The 13,077-nt window shown below is 42.2% G+C and carries 15 protein-coding genes and 2 other annotated features; of the genes, 13 read left to right on the top strand and 2 right to left on the bottom strand.

What is annotated here, in order from left to right; translation table 11 throughout:
- Window positions 1-6: 6 nt before the first annotated feature.
- The 5 genes from dnaI to C6344_RS08745 all read left to right on the top strand — a co-directional run bounded on the left by dnaI (window position 7) and on the right by C6344_RS08745 (window position 5,904).
- Window positions 7-936, top strand: coding sequence for a primosomal protein DnaI (dnaI, locus tag C6344_RS08770; RefSeq protein ID WP_034662053.1), 930 nt, complete (start codon window positions 7-9; stop codon window positions 934-936).
- A 33-nt stretch (window positions 937-969) separates the two neighbouring features.
- Window positions 970-1,608, top strand: a complete 639-nt coding sequence (locus tag C6344_RS08765) for a TVP38/TMEM64 family protein (protein WP_060596974.1) — start codon at window positions 970-972, stop codon at window positions 1,606-1,608.
- Window positions 1,609-1,668: 60 nt separating this feature from the next.
- Window positions 1,669-2,538: a putative sporulation protein YtxC gene (gene ytxC / locus C6344_RS08760; RefSeq protein ID WP_106072875.1), complete on the top strand. Its 870-nt coding sequence runs from the start codon at window positions 1,669-1,671 to the stop codon at window positions 2,536-2,538.
- Window positions 2,539-2,581: 43 nt separating this feature from the next.
- Window positions 2,582-2,829, top strand: a binding site (T-box leader).
- Window positions 2,830-2,874: 45 nt separating this feature from the next.
- Window positions 2,875-4,815: a threonine--tRNA ligase gene (gene thrS, locus C6344_RS08750; RefSeq protein ID WP_106072874.1), complete on the top strand. Its 1,941-nt coding sequence runs from the start codon at window positions 2,875-2,877 to the stop codon at window positions 4,813-4,815.
- A gap of 168 nt (window positions 4,816-4,983) precedes the next feature.
- Window positions 4,984-5,904, top strand: a complete 921-nt coding sequence (locus C6344_RS08745) for a methyl-accepting chemotaxis protein (RefSeq protein WP_060596972.1) — start codon at window positions 4,984-4,986, stop codon at window positions 5,902-5,904.
- 54 nt (window positions 5,905-5,958) lie between these two features.
- Here C6344_RS08745 and C6344_RS08740 read toward each other — a convergent pair whose 3' ends face one another.
- Window positions 5,959-6,738 (bottom strand): HAD family hydrolase, encoded by a 780-nt coding sequence (locus tag C6344_RS08740; RefSeq protein ID WP_060596971.1) that lies wholly within the window; start codon window positions 6,736-6,738, stop codon window positions 5,959-5,961.
- Between the two features lie 175 nt (window positions 6,739-6,913).
- Here C6344_RS08740 and C6344_RS08735 point away from each other — a divergent pair, with 175 nt between their 5' ends.
- From C6344_RS08735 to C6344_RS08700, 8 genes are all read left to right on the top strand, one after another.
- Window positions 6,914-8,671, top strand: coding sequence for a sensor histidine kinase (locus C6344_RS08735; RefSeq protein ID WP_060596970.1), 1,758 nt, complete (start codon window positions 6,914-6,916; stop codon window positions 8,669-8,671).
- Window positions 8,668-9,405 (top strand): LytR/AlgR family response regulator transcription factor, encoded by a 738-nt coding sequence (locus tag C6344_RS08730; RefSeq protein ID WP_034661809.1) that lies wholly within the window; start codon window positions 8,668-8,670, stop codon window positions 9,403-9,405. Before C6344_RS08735 ends, C6344_RS08730 begins: the two co-directional genes overlap by 4 nt.
- Before the next feature lie 136 nt (window positions 9,406-9,541).
- The gene (lrgA, locus tag C6344_RS08725; RefSeq protein WP_060596969.1) at window positions 9,542-9,985 is read left to right on the top strand and encodes an antiholin-like murein hydrolase modulator LrgA; all 444 of its coding nucleotides are present in this window, start codon (window positions 9,542-9,544) and stop codon (window positions 9,983-9,985) included.
- 14 nt (window positions 9,986-9,999) lie between these two features.
- Window positions 10,000-10,695: an antiholin-like protein LrgB gene (gene lrgB, locus C6344_RS08720; RefSeq protein WP_170966027.1), complete on the top strand. Its 696-nt coding sequence runs from the start codon at window positions 10,000-10,002 to the stop codon at window positions 10,693-10,695.
- A 129-nt stretch (window positions 10,696-10,824) separates the two neighbouring features.
- Window positions 10,825-10,956: a sequence feature (ribosomal protein L20 leader region), on the top strand.
- A gap of 71 nt (window positions 10,957-11,027) precedes the next feature.
- The gene (infC, locus tag C6344_RS08715; protein WP_024718649.1) at window positions 11,028-11,543 is read left to right on the top strand and encodes a translation initiation factor IF-3; all 516 of its coding nucleotides are present in this window, start codon (window positions 11,028-11,030) and stop codon (window positions 11,541-11,543) included.
- Window positions 11,544-11,567: 24 nt separating this feature from the next.
- Complete coding sequence (gene rpmI, locus C6344_RS08710; protein WP_003216324.1) at window positions 11,568-11,768, top strand: 50S ribosomal protein L35; 201 nt, start codon at window positions 11,568-11,570, stop codon at window positions 11,766-11,768.
- A gap of 31 nt (window positions 11,769-11,799) precedes the next feature.
- Window positions 11,800-12,159 carry a 50S ribosomal protein L20 gene (gene rplT, locus C6344_RS08705; RefSeq protein ID WP_003216409.1) on the top strand — a complete coding sequence of 120 codons (360 nt, stop codon included), beginning with the start codon at window positions 11,800-11,802 and terminating at the stop codon, window positions 12,157-12,159.
- Between the two features lie 63 nt (window positions 12,160-12,222).
- Window positions 12,223-12,489, top strand: a complete 267-nt coding sequence (locus tag C6344_RS08700) for a DUF1294 domain-containing protein (RefSeq protein WP_034661803.1) — start codon at window positions 12,223-12,225, stop codon at window positions 12,487-12,489.
- A 17-nt stretch (window positions 12,490-12,506) separates the two neighbouring features.
- On the opposite strand, the gene C6344_RS08695 is transcribed toward C6344_RS08700, so the two are convergent.
- Entirely contained in the window at window positions 12,507-12,911 is a 405-nt protein-coding gene (locus C6344_RS08695) for a hypothetical protein (protein ID WP_003216690.1), read from the bottom strand.
- Window positions 12,912-13,077: the final 166 nt, after the last annotated feature.

The following is a 13,077-nucleotide window of genomic DNA, read 5'->3' as shown; positions in this document are numbered from 1 at the left end:
ATGGGGATGAAACCGATCGGTCGTTCATTTGAACAGTTAAAAGGACGAGTAGATTTTCGTGTGAGATACAATCAGATTAAAGAGAGTGTGTTATCTGATGAAGATGTAAGGGCCTTTTTACAGGAGCATCAAGAAGAAATACACGAAGACATGATCAATCGTAGTTTGAACCGGCTTTTTGAATATGTGCAGCAGTCGAAGGGTTGTTCATATTGCTTAGATGAAGAGAACGTCAATGCGATTTTAGACGGGTATCACCCGAAGCTTGTGATCAAAGGTCAGAGTATTGATATTGAATATTCCCCCTGCCCAGTCAAGCTGCGGCTCGATAGACAGAAAAAACAGCAAGAGCTTATGAAAAGCATGTACATTCCGCAAAATGTTCTTCAAGCGACGTTCACTGATCTGAACGTTGTGGGAAGACAGGAAGTCATTCAAAAAGTAGGTCAATTCCTGCAAAGCTATGATGAGACGGGCAAAGGGAAGGGCTTATATTTACACGGAAAGTTTGGAGTAGGAAAAACGTATATTCTGGCAGCCATTGCGCAGCAGCTAGCGGAGAAGGAATACCCATCTCTCCTAGTGTACGTGCCTGAATTTGTGAGAGAGTTAAAAAATTCGTTAGCCGATCATACACTGGAAGCAAAGCTGAACATGGTCAAATCCACCCCTATTTTAATGCTTGATGATATTGGGGCAGAGTCGATGACAAGCTGGGTTCGAGATGAACTGCTCGGAACGATCTTACAATACCGTATGGCAGAGCAGCTGCCGACTTTCTTCTCTTCTAATTTCTCACCAAGTGAACTGAAACATCACTTTACGTACTCACAGCGCGGGGAAAAAGAAGAGGTCAAAGCCGCTCGTTTAATGGAACGGATTCTTTATTTAGCAGAGGCAGTCTTGCTCGAAGGAGAAAACCGCCGTCATTTATAAAAGCGTCTATCACCTGAAGGAGGAGCAAATGAAATGAACAAAAGAAAATGGCTGCTTTTTCTCGTGATTGCAGGTCTCGCTGCTTTACTTTGGTGGCTGAACAAACAGCACCTTCAGCTGGCGCCGAAAGATGTGAAGAATTGGGTGCTTCAATTTGGGCTGCTGGCTCCCTTTGTTTTTCTGTTCTTATCTCTTTTTCGCCCGTTTGTTCTCGTCCCACTTACGGTCTTTTCGCTGGCAGCAGGTTTAGCATTCGGCAGTGTTCTTGGGACGATTTATGCCCTCGTTGGTGCTACCGCCGGAGCAACAGGCTCCTTCCTGCTTGCCACAACCTTTCGTGCAAAAAAGGAAGGCAGAGAATCAAGCAGCCGGAAGCTGAGAGCGGTGACATCCCGCATTCAGGAGCATGGGTTTCTTTATATTTTGTTATTGCGTATTGCCCCGATCCATTTTGACTTTGTCAGCTATGCGGCAGCAGTTTCACGTGCGAATTATCGTGCATTCACGGCAGCTACTTTTTTAGGCTTAATACCGGGTACAGTTGCATTAAATGTCCTTGGCTCAAGCTTTGTCAGCGGCAATTATGCCGCCTTAGTGATCGTTTGTTTGATTTATCTGATCTTTATCTCCGTTCCGCTCATTTTAAAAAGAAAGATGCCTGATTTATTTTAGGCGTCTATTTTTTATGTTTCCCCCATATATATGTAACAGATGTCGTTAGGGGGGACAAACATGCTTGAAATAATCTTTGAAGATGAATATGATACCGCCGCTTTTTTACATCTTGCTGAACACTTGGACAGTCGGCATCACATGTCAATTCAACAAGGGAAAGACCGGCTTCTCATAGAGGCGAAGGAATCAGAAGAAGGACTTGAGCCCATTGTGCGGCCATTACTGGTTCACTTTTTTTTGGAATGCAAAGAAAATGAGCGCATGCGCAGCATCCTTGAAAACACCTATTTATTTAAAGATCCTGAAGAGCAGCACCAAATTCTTTCAATCGCCCACAGTATTATGAACGGGGATTTAGATGATATTCCCGGCATTCATCAAGAACCGTCAAGAGAAGCCCTGTTAACAAAGGAGCTTGAGACCATTTCTTTACAGCAAGGTATTTTTTCAATTGGTTCATTTATGACATTTAGACTGTCAGAGTATGACAGGAGGCTGAAGAACTATGTTGAAGTCTCCATTGAAGAATACAAAATGGAACAAGAATATCAAAACTTCATTCAATCCCTTCGAGACTATGTGATGACAAGAGAACCTAAGCTCGAAAAAGTACATGTTGTGCATCAGGACCGCCTGATGATTTGGGAATTTCGGTACGCTTCTGAGCGTGATCAAAAACAATACATAGACAGACAGTTTGTAAGAGAGCATCCAGTGTATATTGATTCGCAGCTGATTGCACCACTCGTATCCATAGCGCCTCAAAAGATTGACCTATTTACAAATGATACGGGTCACTCGATGGTGCAGACCATTCAAAATATTTTTCAAGAAAGGGTCGAGGTATTCCCGGCTCATTCATTTCAAGAACAGAATGTTCAATTTGTACATGACCATTTGGAACAGAAAAGTGAAAAGCTTTCTTGATTTTCACGAAAAAACGTTTTATAATACGGTGTAACTTCATACAGAGACCGTATTGATAAGGACATGAACAAATGAACACCCGCTTAAAGAGAGGGAAGCCGTGGCTGAAAGCTTCCTAGCAGAGGACCATTTGCTTTACCACCTTTGAACATCAGCTGTGAACTTTTTAGTAATGGCTGACGGGAATTCCCGTTATCGAACCACAAGCCGTGTTTGCTTATGAAAACGTAAGCTGCAAATACGGGAAAAAGGGTGGAACCACGATTCCGTTTATTCAACCTCGTCCCTTTCCAGGGGGCGGGGTTTTTATATTGCCAAAAAAAGGAGTGACCAGAGATGTCAGAACAAATTCAACTTACATTTCCAGATGGAGCAGTCAAGGAGTTTGACAAAACAGCTACAACAGAAGACATCGCGGCATCAATTAGCCCGGGCCTAAAGAAAAAAGCGCTTGCCGGTAAATTGAACGGCAAAGAAATAGATCTGCGTACGCCTCTATTAGAAAGTGGAACAATCGAGATCATCACAGATAAAAGTGAAGAAGCACTCGACATTATGCGCCACAGCACAGCACATTTGCTAGCACAGGCGATCAAACGTCTTTATGGAAAAGAGCATCATGTCCAGTTTGGCGTAGGTCCTGTGATCGAAAATGGTTTCTACTATGATGTCGACATCGATGTTGCCATCACACCTGAAGACTTACCTAAGATTGAAAAAGAAATGAAAAAAATCATTAACAGCAATTTGCCAATTGAGCGAATTGAAGTAACAAGAGAAGAAGCGAAAAAACGCTTTGAAGCGATTGGTGATCAATTGAAGCTTGAGCTGTTAGAGGCGATTCCAGAAGGTGAAGCCGTGACGATTTATGAGCAGGGTGAATTCTTTGACCTCTGCCGCGGCATTCACTTGCCATCAACAGGGAAAATCAAAGAGTTTAAGCTGTTAAGCCTTGCAGGTGCATACTGGAGAGGTGACAGCAACAATCAAATGCTTCAGCGTATTTACGGTACAGCTTTCTTCAGCAAAGAAGATTTAAATGAGCACTTACGCCTGCTTGAAGAAGCGAAAGAACGCGATCACCGTAAACTAGGAAAAGAGCTGAAACTGTTTGCGAACTCTCAAAAGGTAGGTCAAGGTCTACCGCTTTGGCTGCCAAAAGGCGCAACGATCCGCCGCGTTATTGAGCGTTACATTGTTGATAAAGAAGTACGCCTTGGTTATGAGCATGTGTATACACCAGTTCTTGCAAATGTTGAATTGTATAAAACATCAGGGCACTGGGCGCATTATCAAGAAGACATGTTCCCTGTGATGGAAATGGACAACGAAGATCTTGTTCTTCGTCCAATGAACTGTCCGCACCATATGATGATTTACAAAAACGAGCCGCATAGCTATCGCGAATTGCCAATTCGTATTGCAGAGCTTGGTACAATGCACCGTTATGAAATGTCAGGTGCTTTATCCGGTCTTCAGCGTGTTCGCGGGATGACATTAAACGATGCCCATATCTTTGTTCGTCCAGATCAAATCAAAGACGAATTCATTCGTACAGTTCGCTTAATTGAAGAAGTGTATCAAGACTTTGGCTTGAATGACTACACATTCCGCTTATCTTACCGTGATCCAGAAGATACTGAGAAGTATTTCGACGATGATGCGATGTGGAATAAAGCGCAATCGATGCTAAAGGATGCAATGGACGAGCTTGGTCATGATTATTATGAAGCAGAAGGAGAAGCGGCATTTTATGGTCCGAAGCTTGATGTACAGGTCAAGACAGCTCTTGGAAAAGAAGAGACATTGTCTACTGTACAGCTTGACTTCTTACTACCAGAGCGTTTCGATCTCACCTATATCGGAGAAGATGGCAAGCATCATCGTCCGGTCGTGATTCATAGAGGTGTTGTCTCTACAATGGAGCGCTTTGTTGCCTTCTTAATTGAAGAATACAAAGGAGCCCTTCCAACATGGCTGGCACCTGTACAATTCCAAGTCATCCCGGTTTCACCGTCTGTCCATTTAGACTATGCGAAAAAAGTACAAGAACGTTTGCAGCTTGAAGGCCTTCGTGTAGAGCTTGACAGCCGTGATGAAAAGATTGGATACAAAATTAGAGAAGCGCAAATGCAAAAGATCCCGTACATGCTAGTCGTCGGAGATCAAGAAGCAGAAAATGGCGCTGTCAATGTAAGAAAATACGGAGAGCAAGATTCAGAAACAATGGATCTTGAAGCCTTTGTGAAACATGCAGTAGCAGAAGCAAAAAAATAATACTTCCAATGAAGCAGTCAGTGATCTTTCTCTTGAGATCACTGGCTTTTTCTTTTTGAAAAAAATTCTCCACTGGTGATCCAGTTCCTTGAATGATACGTTTAGATAGTACGAAAGTATGGGTAAATATGTACTGTTGGTTCGAGACAAATTGGAGGAATGAAAGCGATGATGCAAACAACAAACACTTTATCATCACAACTATTGGAGCGGTCAGCAGTTCTTCGTGCGTTGGAACACTCACTGGCGATGATTGAATTTGATGTGACAGGTGAAGTTCTATGGGTCAATGATATTTTTGCAAAAGCCATGGGATATTCGAAGCAAGAGTTGATCGGTTTAAAACATAGACAGTTCTGTCCTCCGCATATTGCAGAACACGCAAGCTATCACATGTTCTGGAAGCGTTTGAAAGAGGGTCAAATCTTTCAGGAAAAGGTGCAGCGGACGACGAAGAATGGTGATAGCTTATGGCTTGAAGCGACATATACACCTGTCCGCAATGAAGAGGGGCACGTAGTGGGTGTTGTGAAAGTCGCAACAGACATAACAGAGAGAGAAAACACGATGAAACAGGTCGTAGACGACTTAAAGGAGATGTCTGCGAAATTAATGGAGCGTGCAGAAGTGGGCATCCAGCATAGTCAAAGAGTCAAAGTCTCCTTTGATCATATAGCAAACGAAACAGATCAAAATATGAGCTTACTAGAAGGATTAACAGAGCAGGTAGAGTCCATCAGCTCCATTGCTGCAACGATTAACAGCATTTCCTCACAAACTCAGCTGCTTGCATTAAATGCGGCGATAGAAGCTGCCCATGCGGGTTCCTATGGAAATGGCTTTAGTGTGGTGGCGGCAGAAATTCGAAAGCTTGCAACTGATTCAAAAGAAGCGATCGTCAAAGTAGATCAATATGTAAAGGCGATTCATGCAGAAGTAGAGAAGGTCAGCAGCGGAACGAGCCGGGCCAAGACAACCGTGTTTACAAACCATGATCTTGTGAAGCAGGCAAGCGAGGAATTTGTGAATGTAGGAGAAGCAGCCCGCGGCTTAGACCGGCAAGCACAAAGTCTAGCGGCAATTGTGTAGTTTGAGAACACAAAAAACACCCAATCTCGTCAGGAGAAGGGTGGTTTTTGTGTTCTATTTTAATATATCAAACAATTCATGTAAGTCTTTGATTTCATAATCTGGCGTTACATCTGTTTCATTTTTCTTGCCATGTCGATTGATCCAAACGGTTTGAATCCCAGCGCGAGATGCCCCAAGAATATCTGTTTTTGGATTGTCTCCAACCATGATCACATCGTCTTTTGTTAGATTTAACAGCTGAAGGCAGTGCTCAAAGATGCCAGGGTCAGGTTTGCCTTTCCCGTAATCTCCTGAAATCACAATTTCATTAAAATAAGGTGCAAGCTCAGGAACACCTGCCAGTTTTTCCTTTTGAAGACTAGGATCTCCGTTTGTTAAAAGGAGCAATTCATAGCTGCCTTTCAGGCGGTCTAAAACAGGATACGTTTCTTCATAGACAAATGGACGTTTTCTCCGCTCTGCTGCAAAGAAATCAGCCAAATATTGTCCAAATGCCTCATCGTCAATTCCTGCTTCTTTTAAGCCATTTGTCCAAGCGTTCTTGCGATATTCTGGTGCAAGGGCATTCAGCTTTTGAAAGCCTTCGCTAATCGGTTCACTAAAATTTGACCACAGTCCTTCGAAAGGATTAATTCCGATCATGACAGTATAATCATATGTTTCATAGGAAGAGTACAGCTTTCTTGCTTCTTCACGTACAATCTGTTCAAATGTTGCTGGATTCAGTCCATATTTCTTTTCCGCTTCGCGGCATGTTTCCTGAAAAGTTGTGTGAATGCTTTTTTCATCCCAAAGCAAAGTATCATCTAAATCGAAAAATACGGCTTTCATGATCTTCTCCCTTGTTATGTATGTGTTACCTTCAATTGCAAGTGACGGCTCATGTTCATTTTACAATAGAAGATGAGGGCAATAAAGAAAAGATTTGAGAGATCTTGGATCATTGACCGCACATGATAGAATAAAAAGATAGTAGATATAACATACATCAATTGAGGTGGCCGGTTTGCTTCATTTAATTATTATGATGATCGAGCGTGTGGGGATCATCGTTATTTTAGGGTTTGTGCTTGCCCATGTGAAGGGCTTTCGCAATCTATTGCTTCATAATGAAGGGTTTCGAAAAAAGGCAGTCCTTGTCTTTATTTTTGCTTCTTTTAGTATTATCAGCAATTACACAGGAATTGAAATCCAGCAGCAGATGGTCATGAATCATGAGTTTTCCTATCATCTTGGCTCATCAAGCTCGATCGCCAATACGAGAATCATGGGGATCGAAATGGGCGGATTGATAGGAGGGCCGTTTGTTGGCATTGGTGCAGGGCTTCTAGCTGGGCTTCATCGCTATTCATTAGGAGGGAGCACGGCACTCAGCTGTGCGATTTCTTCGATTTTAGCCGGTGTGATTGCAGGCTATGTCGGCAGCAGGTTTAAACGGAAGAATCGAATGGTGACACCTCGCCAAGCCGCACTTTTTGGTGTGGCAATGGAATCCTTGCAGATGATCATTATCCTTCTATTTGCAAAGCCATTTGCTGATGCTTGGGGGCTTGTGAGTATTATTGCCCTGCCGATGATTTTTGTGAATGGAATTGGCAGCTTTATCTTTTTATCGATTTTACAGTCAGTCATTCGGCAAGAAGAGCAGGCAAAGGCGATGCAGACACACCGCGTATTTTCGATCGCCGATCAAACGCTGCCTTTTTTCCGCCAAGGGTTAAATGAACAGTCATGTAAAAGTGTGGCGGAGATCATTCATCGATTAACAGAAACAGATGCGGTCTCCTTAACCGATACAGAAAAGATTTTAGCGCATGTCGGTGATGGGACGGATCATCATATTCCATCGAAAAGCCTAATTACAGGGCTGTCGAAACAAGTATTGATGAGCGGCAAAATTATGAAGGCGCATTCGAAAGACGAAATCAATTGTTCAGTCACTCATTGCCCGCTTCAAGCAGCGATTGTGCTGCCCCTCACCTCCAATGGTCAAACGATCGGAACATTAAAAATGTATTTCAATTCTCCGGTCGGATTAAGCAGGGTGGAAGAGGAGCTTGCAGAAGGCTTGGCGATGCTGTTCTCCACACAGCTTGAACTTGGAGAGGCAGAAACCCAAAGCCGCCTGCTGAAAGATGCAGAGATCAAAGCGCTTCAAGCGCAAGTGAATCCGCACTTTTTATTTAACGCCATTAATACCATCTCTGTTTTGTGCAGAACGAATGTAGAGATGGCAAGGAAGCTGCTGCTGCAGCTGAGTATTTATTTCCGGTCTAATTTGCAAGGCGCCCGCCAGCTGCTGATTCCGCTGCATAAAGAAATTCAGCATGTAGAGGCATATTTGTCGCTTGAACAAGCGAGGTTTCCAAATAAATACCATGTGGCCTTTCAAATTGAAAAGGAGCTGGAGCAGGTGATGATTCCTCCATTTGTGCTTCAGGTGCTTGTTGAAAACGCAGTGAGACACGCTTTTCCTAAACATCAAACGAGTTGTGAAGTCGTCGTTTCTGCTTTGATGAAAGATGGGCATGTTTATATGAAAGTGACTGATAATGGACAGGGAATCGAGAATGACAAGATGGCTCAGTTATTAAAAGCGCCTGTTGAATCCAAAGAAGGAACAGGTACGGCTCTTTTTAATTTAGATCAGCGGTTAAGAGGGATTTTTGGCAGACAAGCCGCTTTATCCATTCATAGCGGCCAAGGCACTGACATCTCATTTCGCATTCCAATGGACTATGTAAAAAAGGATGATTTTCGTTGATAAACGTATTAATCGTAGATGATGAAGTGTTAGCAAGAGACGAATTAAAATACTTATTACGCAGAACGAAAGAGGATGTTCAAATAGAGGAAGCAGAAAATATAGAATCAGCTTTTGACCGGATGGTGGATCATAAGCCGGACCTGCTCTTTTTAGACATTGATTTATCTGGTGAGAATGGATTTGATATTGCCAAAAGGCTCAACCGGATGTCTGATCCGCCAGCGATTGTATTTGCGACAGCCTTTGATCAATACGCGCTGAAGGCGTTTGAGGTAAGTGCGCTTGATTACTTAACGAAACCATTTGATGAAGAGCGGCTTTTGCAAACGATCCAAAAGTTTAAAAAGTGGAAATCTGTTGAGACGCAAGAGCACCAGCTGTCAGATGAGAAAATACCCCATCAGCAAAAATTAGCCATCTCAGTCGATGACTCAATTGTCATCCTGCAAGTTGAAGAGATCATGTATGTAGGGCTCAGTGAGGGGAAAAAGGTCGTGAAAACAAAGGATCACATGTATGAGGTCACAGAACCGCTTGTGGTCATTGAAAAGAAACTGCCTGAGGCTTACTTTATGAGGGTTCATCGAAGCTATATCGTGAACACCTCTCATATGAAAGAAGTACAGCCGTGGTTTAATTCGACGTATAATCTGCATATGACAGACGGGTCGATCATTCCTGTCAGCCGCACTTACGCCAAAGAACTAAAGAAGTCGCTCCTGCTAGAGTAGGACGGCTTTTTTTGTTTGTATTTCAATACTCGTTTTCTGCATTTCATTCATTGAATCCGGCGAGTTTGGTTGTAAACGCTTCATTCATTTATTTCATGCGTATACTGAGGGCAGTCGAAGAAAGAGGTGAAGGGGCATGAGTGCCACTAAAGTATATGGATTTCTATCTCAAGCATTTATCTTTGCAACCGTAATGTTCGTTTCTAATCTCATTTCAATGTATTTACCAATTCCGATGCCTGCATCTGTGATTGGTCTGGTTCTATTATTTGTTTTGCTGACAACGAAAATCGTCAAACTGGAGCAGGTGGAGCAATTAGGTACATCATTGACAGGGCTCATTAGCTTTCTATTTGTTCCCTCTGGTATCTCGGTTATTCAATCACTAGGTGTCATGCAAGAAGTAGGTGTGCAAGTCGTCGGTGTCATTATCATTGCAACGATTATGTTACTAGCAGCGACAGGGCTATTCTCGCAGCTTCTCATGCAATTATCAGAAAAACCACAGAAACATAAAGAGACAAAGGAGAGCAAATCGACTCCTTCTCATTCTAATAAACCAGCTTCAAGTACGCATTAAAGGAGGAAAGCAAGATGGGTACAAGTACGATGAGTCCTTATTTTGGTATAGTCGTCTCATTAGTCGCCTTTGGAATCGGTACATTCTTATTTAAAAAATCAAAAGGCTTCTTCTTATTCACACCGCTTTTTGTGGCCATGGTGTTAGGCATTTTATTTTTAAAAATTGGCGGTTTTTCCTATGCAGATTATAATGAGGGCGGCAAGATTATCAAGTTTTTCTTAGAGCCTGCGACCATTGCTTTCGCTATTCCGCTTTATAAACAGCGTGCATTACTTAAAAAATATTGGTGGCAGATTTTATCCGCTATTTTTGTAGGATCACTTTGTTCCATTACAATTGTGTATGTCGTAGCAAAAGGAATTCATCTTGATGCGGCTGTAATGAAAAGTATGCTCCCACAGGCAGCGACGACAGCAATTGCTCTTCCGATTGCAAAGGATATTGGCGGAATTGCAGATATCACAGCCTTTGCGGTCATATTTAATGCAGTCATCGTGTATGCACTAGGTGCTTTCTTCTTAAAATGGTTTCGAATTAAAAATCCAGTGGCAAAAGGGCTTGCACTCGGTACATCAGGACATGCACTTGGCGTCTCTGTTGGGATTGAGATGGGTGAAGTGGAAGCAGCCATGGCAAGTATCGCCGTTGTGGTCGTAGGAGTTGTGACCGTCATTGTCATCCCAATCTTTATGCAATTCATTCTTTGATGGTGTCATTGTTTTGAAAAAGCCTTGCCCAATTCGTTTAATCATGCTAAAATGAAAAAGTTGTTTCAAGAGTTCGTTTACTTGACGGACAAATGAAAATTGTGTAGAATAATTAACGAATTGAATAGATATCACAAGCAGAAGCACCCGCTTCTCACCTGATTGACACGTGTTTGTAGTTGACAGGTTGACCGTACATTTATTTTTTCATGCAAATGTTCGCAGTGTGGGTGTTTTATATGCCCACACTTTTTGTTTGCCTGTAAAACATACAACGAAATGGTCAAAATGAATTGTGAACTCAATTCAAAATCTCATGGAGGTGGCTCACTATTAGCAAAGATCAATTAGTTAATGAAGGTATTCGTGCGCGTGAAGTTCGTTTGATCGGACAAAATGGCGATCAGCTGGGGATTAAAACCCGCCAGGAAGCTCTGGAAATTGCTACGAAAGCCAATCTTGACCTTGTGTTAGTTGCTGCAAATGCAAAACCACCTGTTTGCCGAATCATGGACTACGGTAAGTTCCGATTTGAACAGCAGAAGAAGGAAAAAGAGGCACGTAAGAATCAAAAAATCATTAGCTTAAAAGAAGTTCGGTTGAGCCCGACAATCGATGAACATGATTTTAACACGAAGCTCCGTAATGCAATCAAATTCCTTGAAAAGGGCGATAAAGTAAAAGCTTCTATCCGCTTTAAAGGCCGTGCGATTACGCATAAAGAAATCGGACAGCGCGTGTTAGACCGTTTCTCTGAAGCTTGCGCTGAAGTAGCAACAGTAGAAACAAAACCTAAGATGGATGGACGCAGCATGTTCCTCATGCTTGCACCAAAAGTCGAAAAGTAAAGTAACAGAGGGAGGAAACATCCAATGCCAAAAATGAAAACTCACCGCGGATCTGCTAAACGTTTCAAAAAAACAGGTTCTGGTAAACTTAAACGTTCTCATGCGTACACAAGTCACTTGTTCGCTAACAAATCTACAAAGCAAAAACGTAAATTGCGTAAGAGCGCAATCGTAAGTGCTGGAGATTTCAAACGTATCAAACAACAACTTGCAAACATCAAGTAATTTGGAATAGGAATCATAGGAGGGAATTACAATGCCAAGAGTAAAAGGCGGAACTGTGTCGCGTCAGCGTCGTAAAAAGGTTCTTAAATTAGCAAAAGGTTATTTCGGTTCAAAACATAGATTATACAAAGTAGCAAACCAACAGGTGATGAAATCTGGAAACTACGCTTTCCGTGACCGTCGTCAGAAAAAACGTGACTTCCGTAAACTATGGATCACTCGTATCAATGCTGCAGCTCGTATGAACGGTCTTTCTTACAGCCGTTTAATGCATGGCCTAAAGCTTTCTGGTATCGAAGTAAACCGCAAAATGCTTGCTGATCTTGCTGTGAATGACCTAAGCGCATTCAATCAGCTTGCTGATGCTGCAAAAGCACAACTAGACAAGTAAGTCATATAAAAGATCATTCCGTCGAGGGGTGATCTTTTTTGCTCATCATGTGAGGTGAAATGAATGAATATCGCGTTGATTCTACTGCTGATTTTGGTAAATGGCTATGGTTTTTTTCTCATGGGAGAGGACAAGCGCCGGGCAAAAGCGCATAAATGGAGAATTTCAGAGGCGCACTTATGGAGTGCTGCCGTGCTTTTTGGGGCTGCTGGATCGTATCTAGGGATGCAGTATTTCCGTCATAAAACAAAGCATCCTGCCTTTCAAATGGGCATGCCTGTGTTAATCATGGTGCAGTTGATCATATTAGGATATATCAAGTTCATCTGAAAAAGGAGCAGACGCCATCAAGACGGCGTGTCTGCTCCTTTTTTTTGTTTGATTTTTTTAATGGGCTGATCCCAATCAATTTTTGTTTGAGGATAACGTTCGATAATGTTTTCCTCCAATTTTTCAAAGTCTTCTAATGTAAATTCACTTAGCTTCTCGGGTGACTCCGTCCAAACGTAAATGGAGTGGACAAACAGAGGATGATCCTTAGAAGGAACATGCTTCTCCCCTTCAAACAAGACTCCTTTATAGACGAAATTAAAATTTTTGCGCGCATTTTGCTGTTCGTCCATAAAATAAAAGCCTTCTTTTAATTGTGCTTGTTTCAGCTTTCTTCTCGGATTTGAGAAGAATTTTACCGCCATGTAGAAGATGTAGACAAGCAGTGCAACAAGAGCAAGTCTAATGAGGATTACAAACATGACAGGATGCACCTCCAATATACCGTTATCTGATGTACTACGAATGAAAAGCCCAAAAGGTTTCAACTTTTTTTAAAAAAATATTTCGTTAAACGAAAAAATATTCATAAAAAGATCGTATTGAACGAAAGAGGTTTTGTATAATAAGAATGCACCATGAAGATAA

This window comes from Bacillus sp. GBSW19, assembly GCF_002998655.1.
In the GTDB taxonomy this organism is placed as follows: Bacteria; Bacillota; Bacilli; order Bacillales; family Bacillaceae; genus Bacillus.
The sequence above is the reverse complement of the archived record's forward strand: the minus strand, read 5'-3'. Positions and strand labels throughout refer to the sequence as shown.